At 69.1% G+C, this 22,148-nt stretch carries 32 protein-coding genes; 26 read left to right on the top strand and 6 right to left on the bottom strand.

The annotated features are described in order from the left end of the window. Nucleotides 1-89: 89 nt before the first annotated feature. The 3 genes from MJ604_RS23400 to MJ604_RS23390 are packed head-to-tail and all read right to left on the bottom strand — an operon-like array spanning nucleotide 90 to nucleotide 2,059. Nucleotides 90-1,214 (bottom strand): site-specific integrase, encoded by a 1,125-nt coding sequence (locus MJ604_RS23400; protein ID WP_243061202.1) that lies wholly within the window; start codon nucleotides 1,212-1,214, stop codon nucleotides 90-92. Next, nucleotides 1,215-1,613, bottom strand: a complete 399-nt coding sequence (locus MJ604_RS23395) for an ImmA/IrrE family metallo-endopeptidase (RefSeq protein ID WP_243061201.1) — start codon at nucleotides 1,611-1,613, stop codon at nucleotides 1,215-1,217. Nucleotides 1,614-1,639: 26 nt separating this feature from the next. After that, nucleotides 1,640-2,059, bottom strand: a complete 420-nt coding sequence (locus MJ604_RS23390) for a helix-turn-helix transcriptional regulator (RefSeq protein WP_243061200.1) — start codon at nucleotides 2,057-2,059, stop codon at nucleotides 1,640-1,642. A gap of 125 nt (nucleotides 2,060-2,184) precedes the next feature. Between MJ604_RS23390 and MJ604_RS23385 the strand changes: the two genes are divergently transcribed. The 17 genes from MJ604_RS23385 (at nucleotide 2,185) to MJ604_RS23305 (ending at nucleotide 12,456) form a co-directional block, all read left to right on the top strand. After that, on the top strand, nucleotides 2,185-2,424 hold the full coding sequence (locus MJ604_RS23385) for a helix-turn-helix transcriptional regulator (protein ID WP_243061199.1): 240 nt from the start codon (nucleotides 2,185-2,187) through the stop codon (nucleotides 2,422-2,424). Then, the gene (locus MJ604_RS23380) at nucleotides 2,421-2,624 is read left to right on the top strand and encodes a helix-turn-helix domain-containing protein (protein WP_243061198.1); all 204 of its coding nucleotides are present in this window, start codon (nucleotides 2,421-2,423) and stop codon (nucleotides 2,622-2,624) included. The genes MJ604_RS23385 and MJ604_RS23380 overlap by 4 nt, the downstream gene beginning before the upstream one ends. Then, nucleotides 2,621-2,968 carry an OST-HTH/LOTUS domain-containing protein gene (locus MJ604_RS23375; RefSeq protein WP_243061197.1) on the top strand — a complete coding sequence of 116 codons (348 nt, stop codon included), beginning with the start codon at nucleotides 2,621-2,623 and terminating at the stop codon, nucleotides 2,966-2,968. The genes MJ604_RS23380 and MJ604_RS23375 overlap by 4 nt, the downstream gene beginning before the upstream one ends. Continuing rightward, nucleotides 2,965-3,384 carry a hypothetical protein gene (locus MJ604_RS23370; RefSeq protein ID WP_243061196.1) on the top strand — a complete coding sequence of 140 codons (420 nt, stop codon included), beginning with the start codon at nucleotides 2,965-2,967 and terminating at the stop codon, nucleotides 3,382-3,384. Before MJ604_RS23375 ends, MJ604_RS23370 begins: the two co-directional genes overlap by 4 nt. Nucleotides 3,385-3,869: 485 nt before the next feature. After that, nucleotides 3,870-4,175, top strand: a complete 306-nt coding sequence (locus MJ604_RS23365; protein ID WP_243061195.1) for a hypothetical protein — start codon at nucleotides 3,870-3,872, stop codon at nucleotides 4,173-4,175. Continuing rightward, entirely contained in the window at nucleotides 4,175-4,465 is a 291-nt protein-coding gene (locus MJ604_RS23360; protein WP_243061194.1) for a hypothetical protein, read from the top strand. Before MJ604_RS23365 ends, MJ604_RS23360 begins: the two co-directional genes overlap by 1 nt. Beyond that, on the top strand, nucleotides 4,462-5,337 hold the full coding sequence (locus tag MJ604_RS23355) for a PD-(D/E)XK nuclease-like domain-containing protein (protein WP_243061192.1): 876 nt from the start codon (nucleotides 4,462-4,464) through the stop codon (nucleotides 5,335-5,337). Before MJ604_RS23360 ends, MJ604_RS23355 begins: the two co-directional genes overlap by 4 nt. Next, entirely contained in the window at nucleotides 5,334-6,167 is an 834-nt protein-coding gene (locus tag MJ604_RS23350; RefSeq protein WP_243061190.1) for a hypothetical protein, read from the top strand. The genes MJ604_RS23355 and MJ604_RS23350 overlap by 4 nt, the downstream gene beginning before the upstream one ends. After that, the gene (locus MJ604_RS23345; protein WP_243061189.1) at nucleotides 6,164-7,873 is read left to right on the top strand and encodes a DNA cytosine methyltransferase; all 1,710 of its coding nucleotides are present in this window, start codon (nucleotides 6,164-6,166) and stop codon (nucleotides 7,871-7,873) included. Before MJ604_RS23350 ends, MJ604_RS23345 begins: the two co-directional genes overlap by 4 nt. Next, nucleotides 7,870-8,088 carry a hypothetical protein gene (locus MJ604_RS23340; RefSeq protein ID WP_243061188.1) on the top strand — a complete coding sequence of 73 codons (219 nt, stop codon included), beginning with the start codon at nucleotides 7,870-7,872 and terminating at the stop codon, nucleotides 8,086-8,088. The genes MJ604_RS23345 and MJ604_RS23340 overlap by 4 nt, the downstream gene beginning before the upstream one ends. Then, nucleotides 8,085-9,236, top strand: a complete 1,152-nt coding sequence (locus tag MJ604_RS23335) for a hypothetical protein (RefSeq protein ID WP_243061187.1) — start codon at nucleotides 8,085-8,087, stop codon at nucleotides 9,234-9,236. Before MJ604_RS23340 ends, MJ604_RS23335 begins: the two co-directional genes overlap by 4 nt. Next, the gene (locus MJ604_RS23330) at nucleotides 9,233-9,553 is read left to right on the top strand and encodes a hypothetical protein (protein WP_243061186.1); all 321 of its coding nucleotides are present in this window, start codon (nucleotides 9,233-9,235) and stop codon (nucleotides 9,551-9,553) included. Before MJ604_RS23335 ends, MJ604_RS23330 begins: the two co-directional genes overlap by 4 nt. Then, the gene (locus tag MJ604_RS23325; RefSeq protein WP_243061185.1) at nucleotides 9,550-10,335 is read left to right on the top strand and encodes a site-specific DNA-methyltransferase; all 786 of its coding nucleotides are present in this window, start codon (nucleotides 9,550-9,552) and stop codon (nucleotides 10,333-10,335) included. The genes MJ604_RS23330 and MJ604_RS23325 overlap by 4 nt, the downstream gene beginning before the upstream one ends. Then, nucleotides 10,328-10,684: a hypothetical protein gene (locus tag MJ604_RS23320; protein WP_243061183.1), complete on the top strand. Its 357-nt coding sequence runs from the start codon at nucleotides 10,328-10,330 to the stop codon at nucleotides 10,682-10,684. The genes MJ604_RS23325 and MJ604_RS23320 overlap by 8 nt, the downstream gene beginning before the upstream one ends. Further along, complete coding sequence (locus MJ604_RS23315) at nucleotides 10,684-11,517, top strand: hypothetical protein (RefSeq protein WP_243061181.1); 834 nt, start codon at nucleotides 10,684-10,686, stop codon at nucleotides 11,515-11,517. The genes MJ604_RS23320 and MJ604_RS23315 overlap by 1 nt, the downstream gene beginning before the upstream one ends. Beyond that, nucleotides 11,514-11,933 (top strand): hypothetical protein, encoded by a 420-nt coding sequence (locus tag MJ604_RS23310; protein WP_243061179.1) that lies wholly within the window; start codon nucleotides 11,514-11,516, stop codon nucleotides 11,931-11,933. The genes MJ604_RS23315 and MJ604_RS23310 overlap by 4 nt, the downstream gene beginning before the upstream one ends. Next, nucleotides 11,926-12,456, top strand: a complete 531-nt coding sequence (locus tag MJ604_RS23305) for a hypothetical protein (RefSeq protein ID WP_243061178.1) — start codon at nucleotides 11,926-11,928, stop codon at nucleotides 12,454-12,456. The genes MJ604_RS23310 and MJ604_RS23305 overlap by 8 nt, the downstream gene beginning before the upstream one ends. 26 nt (nucleotides 12,457-12,482) lie before the next feature. On the opposite strand, the gene MJ604_RS23300 is transcribed toward MJ604_RS23305, so the two are convergent. Then, on the bottom strand, nucleotides 12,483-12,914 hold the full coding sequence (locus tag MJ604_RS23300) for a hypothetical protein (protein ID WP_243061177.1): 432 nt from the start codon (nucleotides 12,912-12,914) through the stop codon (nucleotides 12,483-12,485). A gap of 44 nt (nucleotides 12,915-12,958) precedes the next feature. Between MJ604_RS23300 and MJ604_RS23295 the strand changes: the two genes are divergently transcribed. Further along, the gene (locus tag MJ604_RS23295; protein ID WP_243061176.1) at nucleotides 12,959-13,828 is read left to right on the top strand and encodes a hypothetical protein; all 870 of its coding nucleotides are present in this window, start codon (nucleotides 12,959-12,961) and stop codon (nucleotides 13,826-13,828) included. Here the strand turns inward: MJ604_RS23295 and MJ604_RS23290 are convergent. After that, the gene (locus MJ604_RS23290; protein ID WP_243061175.1) at nucleotides 13,825-14,532 is read right to left on the bottom strand and encodes a hypothetical protein; all 708 of its coding nucleotides are present in this window, start codon (nucleotides 14,530-14,532) and stop codon (nucleotides 13,825-13,827) included. The genes MJ604_RS23295 and MJ604_RS23290 overlap by 4 nt on opposite strands. Nucleotides 14,533-14,592: 60 nt before the next feature. Beyond that, nucleotides 14,593-15,222, bottom strand: a complete 630-nt coding sequence (locus MJ604_RS23285; RefSeq protein ID WP_243061174.1) for a hypothetical protein — start codon at nucleotides 15,220-15,222, stop codon at nucleotides 14,593-14,595. 231 nt (nucleotides 15,223-15,453) lie between these two features. Between MJ604_RS23285 and MJ604_RS23280 the strand changes: the two genes are divergently transcribed. From MJ604_RS23280 to MJ604_RS23245, 8 genes are all read left to right on the top strand, one after another. Further along, nucleotides 15,454-16,095 carry a hypothetical protein gene (locus MJ604_RS23280; RefSeq protein ID WP_243061173.1) on the top strand — a complete coding sequence of 214 codons (642 nt, stop codon included), beginning with the start codon at nucleotides 15,454-15,456 and terminating at the stop codon, nucleotides 16,093-16,095. 4 nt (nucleotides 16,096-16,099) lie between these two features. After that, nucleotides 16,100-16,810: a hypothetical protein gene (locus tag MJ604_RS23275; RefSeq protein ID WP_243061172.1), complete on the top strand. Its 711-nt coding sequence runs from the start codon at nucleotides 16,100-16,102 to the stop codon at nucleotides 16,808-16,810. A 97-nt stretch (nucleotides 16,811-16,907) separates the two neighbouring features. After that, nucleotides 16,908-17,222, top strand: a complete 315-nt coding sequence (locus MJ604_RS23270) for a hypothetical protein (protein ID WP_243061171.1) — start codon at nucleotides 16,908-16,910, stop codon at nucleotides 17,220-17,222. A gap of 76 nt (nucleotides 17,223-17,298) precedes the next feature. Beyond that, nucleotides 17,299-17,688, top strand: a complete 390-nt coding sequence (locus MJ604_RS23265) for a hypothetical protein (protein ID WP_243061168.1) — start codon at nucleotides 17,299-17,301, stop codon at nucleotides 17,686-17,688. 148 nt (nucleotides 17,689-17,836) lie between these two features. Beyond that, the gene (locus MJ604_RS23260) at nucleotides 17,837-19,132 is read left to right on the top strand and encodes a hypothetical protein (protein WP_243061166.1); all 1,296 of its coding nucleotides are present in this window, start codon (nucleotides 17,837-17,839) and stop codon (nucleotides 19,130-19,132) included. 23 nt (nucleotides 19,133-19,155) lie between these two features. Next, nucleotides 19,156-20,433, top strand: a complete 1,278-nt coding sequence (locus MJ604_RS23255) for a DUF935 domain-containing protein (RefSeq protein WP_243061164.1) — start codon at nucleotides 19,156-19,158, stop codon at nucleotides 20,431-20,433. Then, on the top strand, nucleotides 20,430-21,767 hold the full coding sequence (locus MJ604_RS23250; RefSeq protein WP_243061162.1) for a head maturation protease, ClpP-related: 1,338 nt from the start codon (nucleotides 20,430-20,432) through the stop codon (nucleotides 21,765-21,767). The genes MJ604_RS23255 and MJ604_RS23250 overlap by 4 nt, the downstream gene beginning before the upstream one ends. After that, nucleotides 21,760-22,146, top strand: coding sequence for a capsid cement protein (locus tag MJ604_RS23245; protein ID WP_243061160.1), 387 nt, complete (start codon nucleotides 21,760-21,762; stop codon nucleotides 22,144-22,146). The genes MJ604_RS23250 and MJ604_RS23245 overlap by 8 nt, the downstream gene beginning before the upstream one ends. Nucleotides 22,147-22,148 lie beyond the last annotated feature (2 nt).

Genomic DNA, 22,148 nt, shown 5'->3' with positions numbered 1-22,148 from the left:
CTTCTAATCCGACGGTCGCAGGTTCGAATCCTGCCGGGGGCGCCCATGGAATCTGGCCTCGCGTGGGGCAGATTTGGGGCAACGCCTCATCAGGCGGTCTTTCGCCCCTTCTGCTTGGCCTTCTTCGGCCGCGCGCCGAGAGCCCTGAGCACCTTCTCGTGCCGGACCTCCCCGAGGTGCGCGTACCGCTGCGTCGTGGCCGCGACCTTGTGTCCGAGCAGCTGCCCGACCTCGGCCAGGGAGACGCCCTCCTGGAGCAGCCAGGACGCGTAGGTGTGCCGCAGGTCGTGGATGCGGGCGTGGCCGATCTCGGCGTCAAGCACGGCCGGATGCCAGACCCGGTTGGCGTAGTTGCTGTTCGACAGCACGCCGCCGCGCTCGGCCGTGAACACGAGGCCGTGACGGCAGTCCCCGACCCGGTGGTCGACGCCGCACGCACCCTTGGCGCGACCCTCGACGCGCGGCCGAAGCTGCTCGATCAGGGAGGCGGTCAACGGCACGACGCGCTCGTCCTCGCCCTTCGGGTACGCCTTGATCTGCCGACCCTTCTCGTCGTAGGTCTCCACGACGCGCACCAGCCCGCGCTCGAGGTCGACGCGGTGGACATGCAGGCCGGCCATTTCGCCCCAGCGCAAGCCGGTGTAGGCGAGGAACTCCGCGACGAGGCGCTCGTCCGAGGTGGCCATCTGCGCGAGCGCAGCATCGAGCTCGTCGTGCGTGAGGAAGCGCTCGATCTTCCGCCCACCCTTCGCGACGTCGATGCGAGCCGCGGGGTTGCCGTCCAGGATCTCGGCGTCGACGGCTGCCACCAGGGAGGCAGACAGCAGGTGGATGCAGCGCTGGGCCGTGGACGGACTCATGCCGCCGCGGAGCAGGTCCGCGACCCACGCCTTGACGTCGTGTCGGCGGATGGCGCCGAGCTGGACGCTCTCCCATCGCGGCTTGAGGTGCAGGTCCCGGCGGCCGCGATCGGTCCGCTCGGTCGACGGCTCCACGCCGCGCGTGGGCCACCACTCCTCGACCCACTCCCCCCAGAGCTTCTTGTGCGCGTCCGGGTCCTCGCGCAGCCGGCGCCTGACCTCGGTCTCCTTGGCGTTCGCGGCTCGGAGGGCCGCGGCCTTGTGACCGAACGTGCCTACGCTCCGGCGGCGGCCGGCCGCGTCGCGGTAGACGCCGCGGTACTTCCCGCTGGGCAGCTTCTCGGTCCAGGCCATCTACGCCGCCTCCTCGAGGCGGCCGATGCGCCACCACCAGCGGCGCCATGCCAGGACCAGGTCGCGCGTGACGTCCAGCTGCCGCGCGAGCGCGCCGGCGTGCGGGCCGACGAGGGACTCGGCGTCGGCGTACTCGTCGCGGCCGATGACGAGGCTGGCTCCGTACTCGTCCGCTCGTCGCTCGATGGCCTCGGTCGAGCAGCGATCCCCAAAGACCGCGTGACCCACCTCGTGTGCCAGCGCGCCAATCACTTGCGCCTGCGTGCAGCGGTGGTTGAGGACGATGAGTCGGTCGTCGTGCTCATAGAAGGCGTGGATGTCGCCGGGCAGGTCGAACGTCCACGCGACGTCGATCCTCAGGTCAGCCGCATGCTGAGCCAGTTCATCGAATCTGTGCATCTGATCCCCCGATCCCCATGTCCCCGCTACTGCTGGTCGAACTCGGAAGCGCCGGCCTCTTCGGCAGACCGCTTCGCGACCTGCGGCCGGACGCTAGACGTCTCCTCCGACAGGTCATCGTTCAGACCGGGTCGAGGCATCGGGATCACACGCCCCTGCCCAGCTCGCTCCTCGGCTTCGAACTGCGCGATGCGCTCGAGGCGCCGCTCGGCTGCCTCTACGATCTCGGAGGCCTTCTTGCCGACTGCGGCGGCGAGCTTCTCCAGGACCACGACCTCGATGCCGCGCTTCGGAACCAGGTACCGCTGAACCGAGACGACGGGAATGCCCGACCTGTCCGCGATCTCCTGGTTAGTCAGGTTCTGCGCAGCCTTCTCGGCTCGCAACTCTGCCGCGACCGCCCCGTTGAGGCCTTCGGCGTGCGGCTTGCTCAGGTCTACAGCCATGCGGGGAATGTATCAGTTTGGATAGCCAGCATGTCTGGTTAAGTCGCACCACTACCCATAGCCCGAAGTGACCATTTCCAAGCAGGCACTTGACGGATAGCCGGATGGTGACATGAGATGTCCGTATGGACACCTTCACTCGCCGAACGGCTATCGCGGTGCAAGCCGCGATCGAGGCCGCCGGACAGACGCAGCTTGGCGTCGCGGAGGAGTCGGGCATCCCGCGCACCACGCTGATCCGACGCCTGCGCGGCCTGTCGGCGTTCACGGTAGCCGAGCTCGAGGCGATCGCAGCCGTGCTGGGAACCACGGTCAGCAACCTCCTGGCGGCCGCCGAGCAGGCCGACGCGGAGGCCTCGGCATGAGCGACCGGACCTGGCACTCGACCAGCACCGCCGCCGACTACGCCGACTGCCACCCGGTGACGGTCCTCAAGGCCTGCGAGGCCGAGGAGCTCCACGGGGTGCAGCGCAAGGCGCGGGGCCGGTGGCGCATCCACGTCGACTGCCTCGACGCGTGGATCAAGGGGCAGCGCTGCGAGCACCAGAAGGCAGGTGCGGCATGACGACCCTCGGCACCCGCCCGGTCGACGAGCCCGACTTCCTCGCGCTCCTCGCAGACGAGTACACCCCGCTCGCCAAGCCCCTGGCCGATGCCTTCCGTGACGCGTGCCGTAACGACGCCGACGCGCACGACGGCTGGGTTCACCCGTCGCGCGTCTCCGCCCTGCTGCACGACTCTTTCGGCGACTTCGACCCGCGACGGTTCTCGGCGCTCTGGTCGCCGGCGTGCGGCCGCGAGGGCTACCTCGACAAGACGGACCGGCTCGCGCCGATCGACCCGGAGCACAGCCGTGGCAATGGCAACAAGGACGTCCGACTCCGTCGCTGGCGGGGGTGGGGCGAGTGAGCGACACGATCCGCACTCCGGCGGTGCCACATCTTCCGAGCGCCGCACACAGCGATGGCATGAACCAGCGCGACACGACCGAGAATGACGCACTCAGCAGGGCGGATCGTGATGCGCTCTACGACCGCCTCGCGGCGATGCTCTGCTACGAGAAGCACCACCAGCGCGAGGGTGAGTTCTGCCCGAACTGCCGCTCGCGGGCTGGCACCGTTCACGGTCCGATCGTGCTAGGAGTGGTCAGGCGGATCGCGGCCGAACGTAACCGCCAGTACGCCGCCTCACAGGACCTCGCGGGCATGCTCGCGGCGATCCGCGCGCTCGCCGAGCAGTCGTTCTGGCAGACCGAGGCTCGCGTCTTGGCCCGCGACGTTCTCGACGTGCTGAACAGCGTCACATCGCCCGGAGCGCAGTCATGAGGCGCCGCTACTCAGGCCGAACCGCGGACCGCATGGCCGGCCGCCTCGCCTGGTTCAACGGCGCGTGCCCGCGGTGCGACAGCCCGATTATCAACCGGGTGTCTCAGGTCGTCGCGCGCAAGGGCACCTGGATCCACACGTCCTGCGCTTCGGGCGGTGACGAGTGATCGCCGCCTACCTGATCGTCGCGGCCTACATCCTCTTCGCCGCGCTCCTCACCTGGGAGCGGCGCCACCCGCCGCCCAGCTGACTTCTCGCGTGCGTGGGCCTCAGCCCTGTGCGCGAGAGGACGGGGCGGCCCTGGTCGGGGTGCGTGGGGAAGCGCATCGCAACTTCCAAGGCCGGGGCCGCCCCACACAACAGACCGGCCGGTCCTGGGCGCCGTGGAAAGCGCCACGTCAGCAGGGCCGGCCACAAGAAGAAGACCCCGCTCCGGGTGAGGCCGGCACGGGGTCTGGAAGTAACTCCACCAGAAGGATAGGACATTGAAGCTCGCAACCGCGGTCACCAAGGCCGACATCCTCGAGCTCGTCGCCGACTTCATCCGCGACGGACTCCCCGAACCGACCAGCGTCGCGCTGTACCTGGAGCGTCCGCGCGTCCTCGTCAGCGCCGACGCCGTCCCCGCCTGGTGCGATGCGCTCGGCGTCGACCTTCCGGAGTGGCAGCCGGGCGAAGACGAGACAGATGGATGGCTGCACGCGATCTGGCTCGACGAGACCTGGCAGGACAAGGCCATCGAGCTGACCGCCGTGAACCGACTCGAGGCACCCGAGGAGGTGCCGTGCTGATGGAGACCGTCATCGCGTGGCTCGCATTCATTGCCGCCGTGGCCTGGATGATCAGCGACCGGCTCGTCATCGTCCTCGACTGGCTCGACCAGCGCGACCAGGACCGCCGCGCGGCCGAGGCTGCTGACCACGGTGAGCCGTCCCGCGAGCAGGTCGAGTGGGAGATGCACATCGCCGAGGCGATCGCGCTCACCCAGGACGACGTCGACGCGATCGCAGCCTGGGACGAGCTCGAGTTCGCAGCGTCCGTCATGGCCGACATCGACGAACTTCCTGGCGGTGCTGCATGAGGACGATCACCGAGCCTGGCGTCTACACCGACCTCAAGGCCGAGGACTACCACGCACAGACCGAGTGGCTGTCGTGGTCGCGGATGAAGAACCTCGTGCCCCCGATGACGCCGGCGCACTTCATGGCCGCGCTCGCCGCGCCCGAGCCGAGGAAGCGCCACTTCGACCTGGGCAAGGTCGTGCACCGACTCGTGCTCGGCGAGGGTGACCAGTTCGCCGTCGTCCAGGCACTCAACAAGCAGAAGGAGCCCTACGACGCCGACGGCTACACCACTGTCTCGGCGCAGCGTCACCGCGACGCGCTCTACGAGCAGGGCCTCATCCCGATCCTGCGACACGAGCTCGAGGCTGCCCACGCCATGGCCGACGCGGTCTTGGCCCACGAGTCCGCGTCGATCCTGCTGGGCAATGGGACGCCCGAGGTCTCGCTGTTCTGGGTCGACCCCGGGACGGGCGTGAAGTGCCGCGCGCGCTTGGACTGGCTGCCCGACCCGGTCGAGGGGCGACGCCTGATCGTGCCCGACCTCAAGACGGCCGACTCGGCTGCTCCGTCGGAGTTCGCCAAGGCCGCGGCTCGCCTCGGCTACTACGGCCAGCAGGAGCACTACAGCGACGGCATCCGAGCGCTCGGCATCGCCGCGGACCCGGCCTTCCTGTTCGTCGTCGTCGAGAAGGACGCGCCGCACCTGGTGTCCGTCGACCAGATCGCCGAGCCCGACGACGTCCGGCTCGCCCGCCGCATCGTCGACCACTGCCGCCGTCTCTACCGCGACTGCCTCGCCGCCGACCGGTGGCCGGGCTACGGCTCCGGCGTCCATGACCTCTCCCTGCCCTCGTGGCTCCACTTCCAGATGGAGGAAGCACTTTCATGACCACCGACATCGACCGCATCGCCGCACCGCGCGCGGTCACCAGCCAGGCCACGGCCGTCGAGCAGACCCGCGCCGTCGCCGAGGTCCTCGCCACCGTGAAGGTCGCCCAGGAAGTCCCGCGCAGCATCGCCCGGGCCGAGGCCGAGATGCGCGACGCCTGCGGACGCATCGCGTTCGCTGAGCGCGCGTTCTACTCGGTCAAGAACCGCGGAAGCGGCTCGAGCGTGCACATGGCTCGCGAGCTCGCGCGGATCTTCGGCAACGTCCAGTTCGGCGTGCACGAGCTCCACCGCGACGACGACGCCGGCATGTCCGAGATCCAGGCGTTCGCGTGGGACGTGCAGACCAACGTCCGATCGACCCGGACCTTCCTCGTGCCGCACGTCCGCATGAGGAACGGCAAGCGCCAGCCGCTCACCGACGTGCAGGACATCTACCTGTCGAACCAGAACATCGGTGCCCGCGCCGTCCGCGAGTGCATCTTCACCGTGCTCCCGGCCTGGTTCACCGACACGGCCGAGCAGCTCGCGCACGAGACGCTCCGCCGCGGCTCGGACGCTGGCCAAGGCGAGGTCCCGCTGGGCGACCGCGTGGCGGCCATGGTCGACGCCTACGGCAAGGGCGGCGTGACCGTCGAACAGCTGGAGGCGCGGGTCGGCAAGACGCTCGGCGCATGGCTGGCCGAGGACGTCGCCCACATGGGCGTGGTCTTCGAGTCGCTCAAGCGCAAGGAGACCACAGTCGCCGACGAGTTCCCGACCGCAGAGGTCGAGGGCACCGCCCGCGTGACCACCGAGGAGATCGCAGCGCGCGGCGGTGACGCCGAGTGAAGGCCACACCTGCAGCCCTGCGCTACTTCGTGAAGGGCGACACCCCGACGTTCGTCGACTTCTACTGCGGCATCGGCGGCTCGTCCTCCGGCCTGGTCGAGGCGGGCCTGACCGGCCTCCTTGCGGCGAATCACTCGAAGAACGCGATCGAGAACCACTCCGCGAACCACCCCGAAATCGAGCACTACCTCGGAGACATCCAGGCACTCGACATGCGCGCGCTGCCCTACGCCTGGGTGCTCTGGGCGTCGCCGATCTGCACGGAGATCTCTCCTGCCGGTGGCCGGAAGCGTCGCCGCCGTCCGGCCGAGGGCTCGCTGATCGAGCTCGATGGGGCAGTCCGGACCGAGGACTTCGAGCGCACGCGGGTGACCTTCTGGGAGGTGTTGCGCGCCGTCGAGGCCCAGGAGTTCCCCGTCGTGCTGATCGAGAACGTCGCCGAGGCCGCCGACTGGGAGCTCTTCGACCTCTGGAACCAGTGCATGGAGAAGCTGGGCTTCGAGGGCAGGTGGATCTCGGTATCGGCTGCCCACATCTGGGACGAGGACGCCGAGCGCCCGAACGCCCCGGCGCCGCAGTGGCGCGACCGGATCTACGGCGTCTTTGTCCGCAAGGGCATCCCGATGCCCGACGTCGAGCCGCGGCCGCTGTCCTGGTGCTCCGAGTGCGCCACCGACGTGCACGCCGTGCAGTCGTGGAAGCGGCTCCACCACGGTCGTCAGATCGGCAAGTACGGCAAGCAGTACGTCTACGTCTGCCCCGAGGGCCACGGCCAGCTCGAGCCCTACGTCGCGCCGGCGTCCGAGGCGGTCGACTGGACCGACCTCGGCATCCGGATCGGTGACCGCGAGTCGCTCGGGATGCGCCAGCTCGGCGCGAAGACCATCAAGCGGATCGAGCTCGGTGCAGCGACCGTCGGCCTGCCCGCGCTCGTCGCCGGCGGTGGCAACACCTGGGACGCCGCGGCGGGAGCGCAGAACGCCTACGTCCGTGCCTGGCCGCTCGACGGGTCGCCGACGCCGGCACAGGTGACCGCGATTCAGAACGGCATCGCGCTGTCCGGCAACTTCGTGACCAGCCTCAACCACGGCGAGCAGGGCATCGGTCGGAACTTCGACCCGGCGACCAGGCCGCTGCCGACGAACTCGACCAAGATGGGCGAGGCCATCGTCAGGGTGCCCGGTAAGCCGTACATCACGATGCTGCGCGGCACGAACCGCGCCAAGGGGATCGGCGAGCCGCTCGACGCGTTCGCCGGCAGTCGTCATCACGGCCTGACGATCCCCGGCGCGTTCATCTCCAAGCACCACGGCGGCTACGCCGAGGGTGACCCGTCGATGAACACCGGTGTCGAGCGGCCCATGCCGACCCTGACCGCCAGGGGCTCCCGATCTCTGGTGATCCCGTACCGCAAGGGCGCGAAGCCTTACCCGGTCGAGATGGACGCGCTCTCCACCATGGCGACGCACGACCAGCACGCCGTCCTCACAGCAATGGTCGACGCCTTCGACGTCAACGACTGCTACTTCCGGATGCTCAAGCCGCGCGAGGCCGCGAACGCTCAGCGGTTCAGCGCGGACTACCGACTGATCGGCACCAAGGGCCAGCAGCAGCTCGGCGCTGGGAACGCCGTCGCCGTCAACGTCGCGCACTGGCTCGGGAAGCGCGTCCTCGCCGTCCTCGCGCCCCGGATGGCTGACGCATGAGCGCACACCGCGCGGTGCGCGACCTCTCCGACCGGCACTTCGGCCGCACGCTCACCGTCCCCGGCAAGCCGCCGATCACCGGCACTCTCGTCGGCCTGATCGGCGGCCCCGGCACCAACGTCACCCTCGCTCTCATCGTCGGCGGCGCCCGCGCCTGGGTCCCCGTCGAGCGCGGCCGGTGCATCGACCTCCAGACCACCAAGGAGTCCGCGTGAAGATCAGGACCGAGCGCAAGGCGCTCGCCGACACCATCCAGTGGGTCGCCCAGGCGATCCCGAAGAAGCCGCAGGCGCCAGCCCTCTCCGGCATCCGCATCACGGCCGCCGATGGCGCCCTGACCCTTGCGGCCTTCGACTACGACGCCGGCCACACGGCCACGATCCCGGCCGAGGTGCTCACGGAGGGCGACGTGCTGGTCTCAGGTCGCTACCTGCTGATGATCGCCTCCGGGTTGCGCGGAGACGAGGCCGAGCTTGTGCTCGATGGGCAGCTGACCATCAAGTCCGGCCGCTCGACCTACCGGATGCAGCCGATGCAGCTCGACGAGTTCCCGACCCTGCCGACTTTCTCGGGTCGTGTGGGCGTCATCGACGCCGACGCCCTCACGCGGATCGTCGGCGTCGCGACCGGGCCCGTCGACGACGACGCCGTGTACGAGGAGACCCGCGGCATCCACCTCGAGGCCAGTGAGCACGCCGGGAGTAACGCGCTCTGGGCGGTCGGAATCGACGGCGGTGCGCGCTCCATCCACGCCGCCGCGAGCACCTGGTCCCAGGATGCCGCCCTCTCCATCGACCTCCCGAGCTCCTCGCTCACCGCGGCCGTGAAGGGCATGACGGGTGCTGTCGAGATCGGCCACACCGACGGCACGCTGTCGCTGCGCGACAACGCCCGGACAGTGACGCTGCGCTCCTACGCGCTGGCCAAGTCGCGATCGAACTGGCGCACCATCATGGACCGAGCCGCCGACGGCACGGTCGCCTCCGTGACGACCACCGCCAAGGATCTGCGCACCGCTCTGACCCGCGCCGCGGCGTTCGGCGACGACGGCCGTGAGTCCTACGTCGGCCTGATCGTCGAACCCGACTCGATCTCCGTCCGCGCGCACGGCGCCGAGGACGTGGTGCTCGGCGAAGACGTTCTCGAGGGCGAGATGGAGTCCGAGGAGACCGTGTGGTTCGGCATCAACGCCGGCCTCCTCGGCCTAGCCCTCGGAGCCCTCGGCGACGCACAGGTCGGCATCGGCTTCGCGACCACCGGCTGCCTGCCGTCCGGCAAGCCGCTCTACATCTGGCCGATCGACCGCGACGACGTCCAGATCCTCGTTCTGCCCCGCACTTGGATGGGAGAGACCCCCGCATGAGCACCACTACGCCCGAGTACACGATCACGGTCGACATCACCGGCGCCAACATCACCTGGCAGGGCCAGACCTTCACGGTCGAGCCCGAGGACCTGACCAACGGCGGCTGGGAGTTCGATCCGGAGTGCGACCGCGCCCACTGCAGCGACGGCGACTGCCTCGACTGCGCGACCTGCGACGGCGACGGCGATCCCGCCCGCGCCGCGGAGGCGCTCAGGCAGTGGCACAACGAGCAGGGCCACATCGGCAAGCTCGCCCTCTGCTACGAGGAGCCCTGCAAGTCGGTCGCCCAGGGACTCGGGGTGTGGGGAGGGTGACAGAGCCGTACTACTCCGACGAACTCGTCACGCTCTACCACGGGCGTTTCGAGGATGTTCTGCCCTCGCTCGCGTTGAAGGCGGATCTCATCGTCGCCGATCCGCCCTACGGCGAGACGTCGCTCGACTGGGACCGCTGGCCGGACGGCTGGCCCTCGATCGCCGCGCAATACGCGCGCTCTATGTGGGTCTTCGGATCGATGCGGATGTTCCTCGAGAACCGGGACGAGTTCGCCGACTGGAAGATGTCCCAGGACTTCGTCTGGGAGAAGCACAACGGCTCCGGTTTCGCCAAGGACCGGTTCAGGCGCGTCCACGAGCACGCGATCCACTGGTACCGCGGCAAGTGGTCGGAGATCCACCACGAGACACCCACCACGCCTGACGCGACCCCTCGCCAGGTCCGCAGGAAGACCCGCCCACAGCACATGGGCGTGATCGAGGACTCGACCTACGTCAGCGTCGACGGCGGTCCCCGCCTGATGCGCTCGGTGATGTATCACCGCTCGACGCACGGCCGCGCGATCAACGAGACCGAGAAGCCGGTCGAGGTCGTGACGCCGCTGATCCAGTACGGCTGCAGGCATGGCGGTCTCGTCGTTGACCTCTTCTCCGGCAGCGCCGCCGCCCTCATCGCGGCCGCCCAGGTGGGATGTCGCGCGGTCGGATTCGAGGTGCGCGAGTCGCAGTGCGAATCGGCTGCCGAGCGCCTGACGAACAACCTCGTGCACGCCATGGCCTGCGCAGGAGCGGCAGAGCGGCAGGCGGCGGCCGATGCCTAGCCGCCTGGTCAACGTGGTCCCTACGCCGGCCACCCGCCGACTCGCGGCCGCGATGATCCACGACGCCCACCAAACCACCGGGCCGGACGCGGCGGTCAAGCACCTGGCCAAGCTGCGCCCCGAGCAGTGCACTGCGCTGATCGGGCTGCTGCTGACGCAGGTCAAGGCCGCCAGCAAGACGGGCAGGCCGTCGATGCCGCTGACCCTCTCGGCCGAGGATCGGCGTCGGGGATACGCGGCCTACCGCCGCGGCGAGAGGACGGCGTTCGCCGAGCGCGCGTACCGCGAGTACCAGCGCGCCAACCAGCGCGCGCGGCGCGCGCGGACCGGCCTGAGGCAGGTGGGCTGATGGCGCTCGCGAAGGTCCGCGCCCTGCACCCGGACATCTTCTCGGACGAGGACGTCTGCGAGGTCAGCATCCCGGCACGGTGGCTGTTCGCCGGCCTCTGGTGCTACGCCTGCGACAACGGGCACCTCGCCGACAAGCCGAAGCAGATCAAGCGATGGATCTACGCGACCGACAACGAGAACGTCGCCGAGCTCCTCCGTGAGCTCGAGGCGGCCGACGGCGACCTCATCGTGAGGGCCGACGGGTGGATCACCATCCCTGGCCTCCCGAAGCGGCAGCGCGTCGACAGGCGCTGGTTCAAGACGTGCGAGCGGGAGGGCTGCGTCGCGCCGGAGAAGCCGGAGAAAGCCGATTCTCAGCGTGAAACACGGCGTGGCCACGACGAGGCACGCGGTGGGCACGACGTGGCCACGCGTGGCCACGCTGCTGATGTTGATGGTGATGTTGTACGTGATGGTGATGGTGATGGTGAAGAAAGCGGGCTAGCGCCCGCTGCGCCGACCCGCCTCGACGTGCAGCGGCTTTGCCTGCGCCTCGCGGACCGGATCGCTGCCAACGGCTCGAAGCGACCGAGCATCACCAAGCGCTGGCTCGACGCGGCTCGGCTGATGCTCGACACCGACGGCCGCTCTGAGGCCGAGATCGCCGGCGCAATCGACTGGTGCCAGGCCGACGAGTTCTGGCGCTCCAACATCCTGTCGATGCCGAAGCTGCGCGAGAAGTACGACACGTTGCGGCTCCAGGCCCAGCGGAAGACCGGGCAGCAGTCGCGCAACGACATCGACTGGGACCTCGCGATGGAGCGAGCGCGGTCGATGGGCGGTGGCCAGTGACTCCCGAAGACGCCGTCCGGCTCTGCCGCTACGTCAAGGCGTGCTGTCCCCAGCAGGCCATCGACGAGCTCACGCCGCTCGCCTGGGCCGACCACCTCGCCGACGTGCCCTACGAGGACGCCAAGGCAGCGGCCAAGGAGATCACCGCCCGGCAGCCGTTTGTCACCATTGCCGAGATCCTCGCGATCGTCCGCCGTATCCGGGCGAAGCGCATCACCGAGGCCGGCGACCTCACACCGCCGCCCGGCACCGAGGCCGAGCAGCGGACCTGGCTCGCTCTCGCACGCCGGCGGATCGCGGACGGCGGGACCGTCGACTGCGACGCGGCCTACGGCGAGCTCAAGCCCCGCTACCTGCCTGACATCCGCGAGCTGATGCCCGCGCCCGACCGACCCGAGGAGACCGCCGATGCCTGAAGCGCGCCGCACGACCGAGTTGGACTACACCGCGATCGACCGCGTGCGCGAGTTCTTGCGCATCGTTCCGATCGGGCGCCCGCACGTTGGCGACGGCACCATCGTCTCCGTCAGCGGCCTCGGCCACCTGACCATCGCCGACCTTCGCGCGCTGATCGACTTGGCCGAGCGCCCGGCCATCGACGCCGCTCACATCGAGCACGTCCACCAGTGCGCATCGGACGCCTACCCGAACCACGAGCCGTCGGCCTACTGCATCTGCGTCTGCGGCGATCGCTTCGACGGGCGCGGCATGGCCTCCCCGCCCCCCGCTGACGACCCAGCTGAGGCGTGGGAGTGCGGCCCACACACGAACGCCTGGAACGGCCACGACGCGCGGTGCCGACGTATCACCACACCGCCCGGACAGCCGTCGCCGGTGCCTGCCGATTCCGGGCCGGTGGCGTTGCCGACGACGGCTGCCACCCGGCCAGTACCCGAGGCGGCGACCCGGGCTGCCACCCAAATCGGGGAGATCCGATGACCGTCAGTCGCCGCCCAGGGCTCGACCTACTCGCAGTGCACGGTGTACTTCGTGAGCGCGTCCTCTTGATCCGGGGACCCGTCCGTCAACGCCGTAGCCCTCAAGGCCGCGCACTCCTCAGGCGTGTACTGACCGGTCGGCCCGTTGCCATCGTCGCCGGTCAACCAACCCCAGGCACTCGCTCCAAGCCATACGACGCCCGCCACGGAACCCACGATCAACGCCAGCCCGACCAGGAAGGCCGCGCCCTCGCGAGCTGCCCCCCGTCGCCCTGGACGTTCCGGGAACGGGATTCCAAGGTGCACCGCGATCGCGTCCTCGGCTTGGAGACGCGCATCCATCTCGGTGGCCCCGACCGCCCGTTGCTGCCATCCGCACGCGCAGACAAGGTCGACGACGTCGTTGTCACCGACTCGACCCAGAAAGGTGCTGTCGACTTTATGGCCACCGTCGTCCATGCCTCGCACGGTATCGAGGCGCCCCGCCCCCCGCTGGAGAACGCATGAGGACGACCGACGACCGCTGCACTTACAGCGACCTTCACCCCGGCGAGTGCGCGCACTGCGGCGCGGCACCCGGCAACGCCATCGTGCTCGAGCAGACACGCCTTCAGCCAGCCGCGCCGCCCACCACCCCCACCCACCGACGACGGCTTCCAGTCCTGGCAGCCGCCGAGCATGGAACGCCCGACATCCACGACATGATCGACGAGCTCACGAGAGCCCACGGTCACCGCGAGCGCTACACCGCCACCCGTGGCGCCGAGACCTGGAGCGCTCAGCACATCACCGAAGTGCCCGCTCTCGTCGACCAGCTGCTCGGCGCAACCCCGGGCGGGTCCAAGGACGAAGCCGGAGCCGGCGGAGCGAAGTCCAAGCCGGCGGCGCGCATTGAAGCCGTCGACACCCTGATGCTCATCGACGACGAGTCGGCCCGTTGGGTACGTCGCCTCGGCGAGGACGACCCCGGCGACCAGGTTGACCGCCACACCGGTCAACGCATCCCCGGGTCCGGGACCATCGCCTGCCTCCGGCTGCTCCATGGGCTCCACGCCGGACAAGAGCACTGCGGCCGGATCAAGGCACACCGCAGCGAAGGCGGCCGGCCGGACTGCTGCACCCAGCACGTCATCGAGCACGACGTCCGACGCTGGTGGCACCAGGCTCGCATCATCACCGGCTGGGACACGCCCGCTTACCGGCCGTACAGCACCTGCCCGGTGTGCGAGCACCGCGGTGGCCTGCGGATCAACCTCGCACTGCAGGCGGGATTCTGCGTCGAGTGCCGCTCGGTCTGGAGTGCCGACGAGATCGGGCTGCTGGCCGAGCACATCCGCGGCGAGAACGCCGAGGACGAGGCCGATGCGGGCTAGACGTCCTTGAGCGGGGAATCCCAGTCTCGGACCATCGTGATCACCTCATCGCCCGCGAGGAATGAGTCCGACCTCGACAGAGGGTGAAGGCGGCCGTTCGGGTCGCGGATCCAGCGACGTCCAGCGCTGTCATCGAACTCGATCGCTACCCGGTACTTCACGCGCCAGTCGTCATCCCACTCCGCTCGTGGCACGAGGAGCTCAGCCGATCCCAAGTCGTTGAGTCGAACGTCGACGGCCGACCTGCCCTCCGGGGTCAGCATGCCCCGTCGTTCACGAAGTACGCCGACCCAGTCGGAAGGGCGAACGAGGGTCATCTCAACGTTGTAGATCGGTAGGCCGCCCCCGTTGCTGACGATCACCCTCACGTAGTCGGCGAACTTGCTCTTGCCCAGCCATGCGGCGATGTGATCAGCCTGCTCAGCCCGCTCATCGGCCTCGGCGCGCCGAGCCAGCTCCTGCTGCGTGCGACTCTCGCGCTGCTGCTCTAGGTCGTTCAGCGACTCCTGCAACTTGTGCGACTTCACCGACGCCTTCCAGGCCGTCACGATCGCAGCCACTGCGGCCAGCACGGTCAGAAGCTCAGCCACACTGCCCAAGGGAACGCTCCAGATCGTCCCGCCACCGACGTCCCACCAGATGGTGCCGCTGTCGTCCTGCGGCTTCGAGCAGACCAGGAACTCGCCAACCTCTTCACACGCCACGCGATGAGCCTAGAGCGACTGCAGCGTCAGACGTGGCCCTCCGCCGAAGGCGTCCAGAACCTAACCCTTTGCCTTCGCGGCCGAGTCATCCGCTTCGGCTTCCGCGCGGCGCGCATCCGACGCCGGCCGGCGCGTCTTCGGGACGATCCAGCGAGTCATCCGGTCCCCGCTCAGGGCGTCGTCCATCCTCTCTCGCCATCCCGGCATGCCGTGGTCCAGCTTGCGGCGTAGCCACTTGCCGACCAAGACAGCGGACCCAGTGATGATGAGGCCGACCCCGACGGCCCAGAAGAGCATGATGCCGAAGCCGACGACGGGCTCGGAGATGTCTTCCAAGCGGCCGCGGTTGTCGTCAACCCAGCCTTGCGACTCGGCGTACCTGAGCGCACGCAGACTGACGTGGAAGAGCAAAAGGTAGGCGCCCATGAGGAGAAGTAGCTGGCCTCCGCCGAACCTGCGGCCATGCTGGACGCGTTCCCGCAGCCTGTCGCCCTCGAAGTCCAACAGCTCGCTGAGTGATGTCTTGCCCGCGCCGTCGGGCATGGCGCCATGGAGCTCAATGTCCCGCTGAAGCGCCGAGCGAAGCCGGTCGGTGCTGCGCGACTTCATGATCGCCGTGATGATCGCGATGAGGCCAGTGGTGATCGCGAGCCACGGGGCCACGACCTGCGCTGTTTCCTGGAGGTCCACCCCGGGAGTCTGAACCACGTGCAGCCGTTACGCTTGGCGATCCGCGAAGTGGCATCCAATCCGCAGGCCGGGCCGACACGCACCTGTCGCCCAAGAGCCAACCTGTCGACTGCGCATGGTCGGCATCTGCACCAGCGTCAGCACCAAGCGGGCAGTTCGCCATGTGCCTCGGCGGGTGAAGTGTCTCCAGACACTCCCCGCCATTGCCATGCCCGGCACTAGGCTCCGCTAGTGAAGAAGCTCTGGGCCGCCTGGCCGTTCTGGCTCAAGCTCACATTGGCCGCCGCCATCGTGTTCCTACTCTCCGCTCTTGGCGCATGGTGGACCGACGACCGCAGCAGCTTCCCGAGCTGGCTCCAGGGCATCGGCACCGTGGCCGCGCTGCTCGCCGCCATCGTCGCCGCTCGGTACGCCGCCGGCGCCTTCATTCTGGAATCTCGTCGAGAGCAGCGCTTCGAACGCGCACAGCGACAAGCGCAGGCCGACCAGGTGGCGGTCTGGTACCTGGGAGGCATCGCCGGACTCCCGGATGTGATCCGCGGCTACCACATCGAGAACAACTCGTCCCTCCCGATCTATGACGTCCGGGTCACGGTGTACGTCGACGGCGTGGCGTATCCGCTTCCAGTCACGCTCGAAGTGGTGCCTCCGGGACAGCGTGAAATGCCGATCATCAGTCCGGCTGCCGAGGTGATCAACAGGCTTGAGATAGCGGACCGAACCGCCGCGACCGTTGCAGGCGTCGAAGGTCGCGAACACCAGTCCATGGCGACGCCACTCGTGGAGTTGCATTTCCGCGACGCGAGCAATGTCGAGTGGATCCGCTCAGGCCTCGGCCTCCTGCGCCCGGCCGACGAGGACGAGGAGAAATAGCTCCGTGATGAAGATCTGGCACCGCGTGTCGTTCTGGCAGAAGTTCCTCGGCATCCTCGTCGGGGTGGTCCTGGTCGCGTCCCTCGGCTCCATGCTGAGCAGCAGTAGCGACTTCCCGGAGTGGCTTGAATCGACCGCCACCGCAGCTGCGCTGATGGCCGCGCTGTACGCCGCCCGATACGCCTCGCGCGCCTTCGACCTCGAGCGCGATCGCGACGAACGCTGGATGCAGCAGCAGCGCAGTGAGCAGGCCAGCAAGATCGCCGCCTGGCCCGGCGGACTCACCGTAGGCATCAAGGCGTCAGGCATCAAGGAGTCCGCCGACGTGTGGGAAGAACCCGACCCCACCAAGGTTCTCGGCTTCGACCTCTACGTCCGCAACGCCTCGGACGTGCCCGTCACGAGAGTGTGGGTCGACGCCACACTGGTCGTCGATATCCGTGCTGACCGACCGGTGCGGATCGATTTCCCCACGCAACTCATCGCCAGGGTCCTCGAGCCATCGGCCGAGGCGACCCGGCAGTACATCGCCGCTGAGTCACCGGTCGACCTCACCCCCTATCTCCCGGGTGGCGTAGCGATCGACACCTGGTGCGAGGTGAGCGTCACCTTCCGCGATGCCGGTGGTCGCGACTGGCAGCGGCTACCCGATGGCCAGCTGATCCTGGTGCAAGACGCCAACGCCCACGACACGTCCGATACTCGGGGTGCTTGAACCCGAACCTCGCAGGCCGCATACTGACCTCGACCAGTTTCGCGACCCCTGAGCCCGGCCCATCGGACCGGGCTTTTGTGCTGTCCGGGGAGGCGCGATGCCAGCTCGACGAGTCGTCATCAACGGCGTCGAGCAGATCGATCCTCGCCACACTCGAGCGTGGCGCCGGCTCCGCGACCAGGTGGTCGCCGAGGAGCCAACCTGCCGACTGCGCATCGCTGGCATCTGCACCACCGTCAGCACCACGGCGGCGCACATCGTTCCGGTGACCGAGCGGCCCGACCTGGCGCTGGTTCGATCCAACGTCGAGGGCTCGTGCACCGAGTGCAACGAGGCGACCGGGACGCTGCCGCGCGAGGCGATCGTGACCGGGGGCGCGCCGTCCGAGGCGCTCTCGATCTTCCGACGCTGAAAAAATCCAGAGCCGCGGAACTAGCTAGCGTGCAAGCACTCCGCCACTATCCCCCCGAGGTCTCCGGAGGCGCGCGATGGCCGATTCGCGCGACGTCCCGGACGGACTCGGACCCCGCGGCGCGGCACTCTGGCCGACGCTCGGCAAGGTGCTCGGCACACCGGCCGGTGAGCTCGCGCTCGAGGCATGCCGGACTGCCGACCGACTCGACAACCTCGACCGGCTGCTCCGCGGCGATCGGTGGGTCGACTTCATTCAGCCGGACGAGGACGACGACCTCACCTACGTCGTGGTCGTCGACAAGGCGATGGCCGAAGCACGTGGTCAGCAGCAGACGCTCCTCGCCCTCCTGACGAAGCTCGGCATCGAGAAGGCAGCGAGCGAGGGACCGGAGGAGGCGAGTCCGCTTGCCAAGATCCTCGCCCTCGTACAACCCGCTGCCAACGATCAGACTCGTCCCTCGTAGCGCGAAGGACTGGTCACTCGGCGAGCTGGCGGTGGCGCTGGCCTCGGGCTATGGCCTAACGGCCGACGAGTGGCAGGCCGATCCGGTCTGTTGCATCTTCGCTCGGCGCACGGACGGCCGGTGGGCGTCGGCAACGACGAAGATCACCGTGCCGCGGCAGAACGGCAAGAACGGCATCCTCGAGATCGTCGAGCTGTTCGGCATGGTCGTGCTGGGCCTGAAGTTCCTGCACACCGCGCACGAGGTGAAGACGGCGCGCAAGGCGTTCCGACGGATCTTGTCGTTCTTCGAGAACGAGGAGAAGTTCCCCGAGCTCGCGGCGATGGTCGTCGAGATCCGGAAGACCAACGGCCAGGAAGCGATCTCCCTGGCCAACGGCGGGTCGATCGAGTTCATCGCTCGGTCCTCCGGCTCGGGTCGCGGCTTCACGGTCGACGTGCTGGTCTGCGATGAAGACCAGGACCTGACCGACGACGAGCTGGCCGCGCTGCTGCCGACGATCTCGGCGGCGCCGTCGGGCAACCCGATGGTGATCCTGACCGGCACGCCGCCGGCGCTCGACAAGATCAACGCGCCGCAGGGTGAGGTCGCCCGCCGCGTGCGGAACGACGCGATCAAGAAGGCCGACCCGAACCTGACGTGCTTCGACTGGGGCGCGCCGGACGGGCCGATGCCTGACGTCGATGACGAGTCGTTGGCCTACCGGTTCAACCCGGCGCTCGGCACCCGGCTGAACATCGAGGAAGTTCGCCGCGAGCGGCGGATGATGTCGGCCGAGAAGTTCGCTCAGGAGCGCTACGGCTGGTGGGGCAACCCGGACGCCAAGCAGGGCGGAGTCATCGACATGACCCAGTGGCGAAGGCTTCGCGCGAAGGCCGGCGCACCGAGCCGGGCGGAGATCGTCGTCGACGTCTCGCCCGACCTGACCTGGACCTCGGTCGCCGTGGCGGCCGAAGGGCCTGAGGGTCGGACACTGGTGCTGGTCGATCGGGCCGAGGGAACTGGCTGGGTGCTGAGGCGGCTGACCGGCCTGCACGAGGACCTGGCCGAGGTCGTCGAACTCGCGCTCACTCCGACCGCGCAGATCTTCGCCGCCTCGCTGACGAAGGCGAAGCTCGACTTCCAGCAGCTCACGAGCGCCGACGTCGGCCGGGCGTGCGCCGCCTTCCAGGAGTCGGTTCGCGGCGGCCGGATCGCGCACGTCGGTCAGACCGAGCTCGACGACGCGGTGCGCAACGGGACCACTCGGTACCGCGAGGGTGGCCAGGTCTGGGACCGGCGCAAGCCCGAGATCGACATCTCGCCGCTCGTCGCTACCTCGGTGGCCGCGCAGCGCTGGCAGATGCACGCGGCGAAGCCGAAGACTCCGCCGCCGGCACCTCGCCGGACCGAGCCCGCCTCGACGAGGCGCCGCACCGGCGACATCGCCCATTCGGGCTTCTGACCGAAACGAAACAAGGAGGACCGATGGTCGACGCCGCGCCCCCGGTCCCGAAGCCGGTCCGTGAACTGGGCTACGCCACTTCCGGATCCGTCCAGTTCTGGAGTGACCTGACCGGCGAGGAGACCCCGGAACTCCGCTGGCCGCTGGCGCCGTGGGTCTTCGACCGGATGCGCCGCCAGGACGCCCAGGTCGGCTCCAGTCTCCGCGCCGTCACCTCGCCGATCCTGCGCACCCAGACCCGCGTCGACGGATCCGGCTGCCGCGACGAGGTCGTCGAGTTCGTCGCCTCCAACCTTGGCCTGCCGATCGTCGGCGCAGCCGACGACCCCGACGAGGACGAGACGCACACCGCGAACCTGCGAGGCCGCGACCGCTTCTCCTGGAACGAGCACAAGCGACTCGCGCTCCTGATGCTGCCGTTCGGTCACTCCTACTTTGAGCAGGTCTACCGCTGGGACGAGGACACCGACAAGTTCCGTCTCCGCAAGCTCGCGCCGCGTCTGTCGAAGTCGATCGCCCAGGTCAACGTCGCGCGCGACGGCGGCCTGGTCTCGATCCAGCAGTGGGACAACGGCGCCGGATCCGCGAACATCGCCGGCGGCGGGTTCTCTGGTGGGCTCGGCAAGCCGATCAACGTCAACCGGCTCGTGGCCTACGTGCTCGAGCGCGAGGGCGGCAACTGGCTCGGCCAGTCCCTGCTCCGAACCGCCTACAAGAACTGGCTCCTCAAGGACCGCGCGCTGCGCACCTGGTCGCAGCTGATCGACCGGCAGGGCATGGGCATCCCAGACTATGAGGGCGCGCCGAACGAAACCTCGCTCGACGCTGGCCTCGACATCGCGACCAGCGTCCGCGCCGGCGACAACTCCGGTGTCGCGCGACCGAACGGAAGCAAGCTCCAGCTGCTCGGAGTCACCGGAACGCTGCCCGACGTCGACGCGTTCGTTCGCTACCAGGACGAGCAGATCGCCCGGTCGGTCCTCGCGCACGTCCTGAACCTCGCCACCCAGAAGGACGGCCAGGTCGGCTCGTACAACATGGCGTCCGTCCTCAAGGACACCCTGCACCTCAGCCTCGAGGTCATCGACGGCCAGTTCCACGACACGGCCAACGCACACGTCGTCGAGGACCTCGTCGACATCAACTTCGGCTCAACCGAGCCCGCCCCGCGGCTCGTGTCCGACCCGCTCGGCACCACCCAGACCGAGCTCGACCGCGTCCGCGAGGACGCCGGCCTCACGTCTGACGCCGACCTCGTCCGGTGGCTCCGCACCGTCCCCAACACGCAGGAGGCAGCATGACCCGCGCCGTCCCGGTCGCACGCGTCCAGCGACTCCAGAACATCCAGGCCCGGGCGTCTCGTCTCGCGTCGGCCGCCGGCGCGCACAACGGCGCCATCGCCGCAGTGGCCGCCGAGCCCGACAACGAGGGCAAGACCTCGGCCGAGCTCTGGCTCTACGGCGTCGTCGGCGGCTACTGGTGGGGCTTCAACGACAAGTCCGTCGGCGACCAGTTGCGTGGCCTGAACGTCGACCACATCACCGTCCGGCTGAACTCACCCGGCGGGGATGTCATCCAGGGCATCGCGATCGGAAATCTGCTGCGCAACCACAAGGCGTCCGTCACCGTCGTGGTCGACGGTATCGCTGCTTCCGCGGCCAGCATCATCGCGATCGCCGGCGACGAGGTCGTCATGTCGCCGGGCTCGCAGTTCATGATTCACGACCCGTGGTTCATGACCATGGGCAACGCGAAGGAGCTCCGGCACGACGCCGACTTCCTCGACAAGCAGGGCGCCAACATGGCGAGCGTCTACGCGCTTCGGACCGGAGAGACGGCCGAGGCCATGCGGGATGCGATGACGGCGGAGCCCGACGGCACCTGGTACTCCGCTGAGGAAGCCGTCGAGGCGAAGCTCGCCGACAGCGTCGGGACCGTCGTCGCCGTCAGCGCTGCGCCCGAGCCGCCGGATGTCGACCTCGACGACGAGGACGACGACATCACGGCCCGCGCCGCGTGGGACCTCGAGGTCCTGATCAGCCCGACCGCGCGCGCCGCGTGGTCCTACAAGCCCCCGGCCGCGTCCGCGCCCGGGTCCGTCACCACCCCGGAAGGAGAGCCGGCGATGGCGTTCACGCCCGAGCAGCTCACCCAGATGAGGAAGGATCTCGGCCTTCAGGCCGACGCGGACGAGGCCACGATCGTGGCCGCTCTGTCCGAGGCCGCCAACTCGGCGGAGATCACCCCTCCCACGACTCCGCAGATCCCCGAGGGCATGTCCCTCGTGGACAGCGCGGTCCTCACCCAGCTCCAGCAGGGCGCCGAGGCCGGCCGTTCCGCGGCCGCCACGCTCGCCGAGCAGGAGCGCGACAACGCGTTCAAGGACGCACTCAGCGCCGGCAAGATCACGGCCGACACGGCCAAGACGCTGCGCGCCAAGGTCGAGGAGAACCCCGACACCTGGGTCAGCACCCAGGCGCTCCTCGACGCGCTCACCCCGGGCCTGGTCCCGACCGCCGAGGTCGGCCACGAGGGCGAGCCGCAGGCCCTCGGCGCCGGCATCGAGCTCGACGACGCCGAGATCGACACCTTCGCGGCGTCGCTCGGCCTGAACAAGGAGGCCCTCCGTGGGTGACTACCAGCCCATCTACACCGGCGGCGCGCAGCCGCGCACGCTGCTCACGTCCGCTGACGTGACCGGCGGCCGCGTGGTCGCGACGTCCGGCAACGGCACCGTCGCGCACGCCAGTGCCGACGACACGACCGTCGAGGGCGTCGCCGCCCACGACGCCGTCTCCGGCAAGCCCGTCCTGGTCTGGCCGCTCGAGGGCGTGATCCACGAGCTCGAGGCATCGGGCGCGATCGCGGCCGATGCCGGCGTCGTCACCGACGCCGCCGGCCAGGTCAAGACCGCCACCATCGCCACCGCCGCGGCGGCCGGCACGCTGATCGGTCAGGCGAAGACCACGGCTGCCGGCTCCCCGCTCAAGCTCCGCGTCCTCGGGCGTCGGTGAGG

The organism is Nocardioides sp. SR21 (genome assembly GCF_022761125.1).
Classification (GTDB): Bacteria; Actinomycetota; Actinomycetes; order Propionibacteriales; family Nocardioidaceae; genus Nocardioides.
This window is presented reverse-complemented; position numbering and strand designations above follow the sequence as displayed.

Coding starts and splice junctions, on each gene's coding strand:
- MJ604_RS23360 (WP_243061194.1), top strand. CDS start 4,175: ATGGAGACCGTCATCGCGTGGCTCGCATTCATTGCCGCCGTGGCCTGG.
- MJ604_RS23255 (WP_243061164.1), top strand. CDS start 19,156: ATGGTCGACGCCGCGCCCCCGGTCCCGAAGCCGGTCCGTGAACTGGGC.
- MJ604_RS23375 (WP_243061197.1), top strand. CDS start 2,621: ATGACGACCCTCGGCACCCGCCCGGTCGACGAGCCCGACTTCCTCGCG.
- MJ604_RS23265 (WP_243061168.1), top strand. CDS start 17,299: ATGGCCGATTCGCGCGACGTCCCGGACGGACTCGGACCCCGCGGCGCG.
- MJ604_RS23250 (WP_243061162.1), top strand. CDS start 20,430: ATGACCCGCGCCGTCCCGGTCGCACGCGTCCAGCGACTCCAGAACATC.
- MJ604_RS23395 (WP_243061201.1), bottom strand. CDS start 1,613: ATGCACAGATTCGATGAACTGGCTCAGCATGCGGCTGACCTGAGGATC.
- MJ604_RS23350 (WP_243061190.1), top strand. CDS start 5,334: ATGACCACCGACATCGACCGCATCGCCGCACCGCGCGCGGTCACCAGC.
- MJ604_RS23320 (WP_243061183.1), top strand. CDS start 10,328: ATGCCTAGCCGCCTGGTCAACGTGGTCCCTACGCCGGCCACCCGCCGA.
- MJ604_RS23390 (WP_243061200.1), bottom strand. CDS start 2,059: ATGGCTGTAGACCTGAGCAAGCCGCACGCCGAAGGCCTCAACGGGGCG.
- MJ604_RS23305 (WP_243061178.1), top strand. CDS start 11,926: ATGCCTGAAGCGCGCCGCACGACCGAGTTGGACTACACCGCGATCGAC.
- MJ604_RS23385 (WP_243061199.1), top strand. CDS start 2,185: ATGGACACCTTCACTCGCCGAACGGCTATCGCGGTGCAAGCCGCGATC.
- MJ604_RS23380 (WP_243061198.1), top strand. CDS start 2,421: ATGAGCGACCGGACCTGGCACTCGACCAGCACCGCCGCCGACTACGCC.
- MJ604_RS23315 (WP_243061181.1), top strand. CDS start 10,684: ATGGCGCTCGCGAAGGTCCGCGCCCTGCACCCGGACATCTTCTCGGAC.
- MJ604_RS23300 (WP_243061177.1), bottom strand. CDS start 12,914: ATGGACGACGGTGGCCATAAAGTCGACAGCACCTTTCTGGGTCGAGTC.
- MJ604_RS23355 (WP_243061192.1), top strand. CDS start 4,462: ATGAGGACGATCACCGAGCCTGGCGTCTACACCGACCTCAAGGCCGAG.
- MJ604_RS23400 (WP_243061202.1), bottom strand. CDS start 1,214: ATGGCCTGGACCGAGAAGCTGCCCAGCGGGAAGTACCGCGGCGTCTAC.
- MJ604_RS23330 (WP_243061186.1), top strand. CDS start 9,233: ATGAGCACCACTACGCCCGAGTACACGATCACGGTCGACATCACCGGC.
- MJ604_RS23295 (WP_243061176.1), top strand. CDS start 12,959: ATGAGGACGACCGACGACCGCTGCACTTACAGCGACCTTCACCCCGGC.
- MJ604_RS23340 (WP_243061188.1), top strand. CDS start 7,870: ATGAGCGCACACCGCGCGGTGCGCGACCTCTCCGACCGGCACTTCGGC.
- MJ604_RS23270 (WP_243061171.1), top strand. CDS start 16,908: ATGCCAGCTCGACGAGTCGTCATCAACGGCGTCGAGCAGATCGATCCT.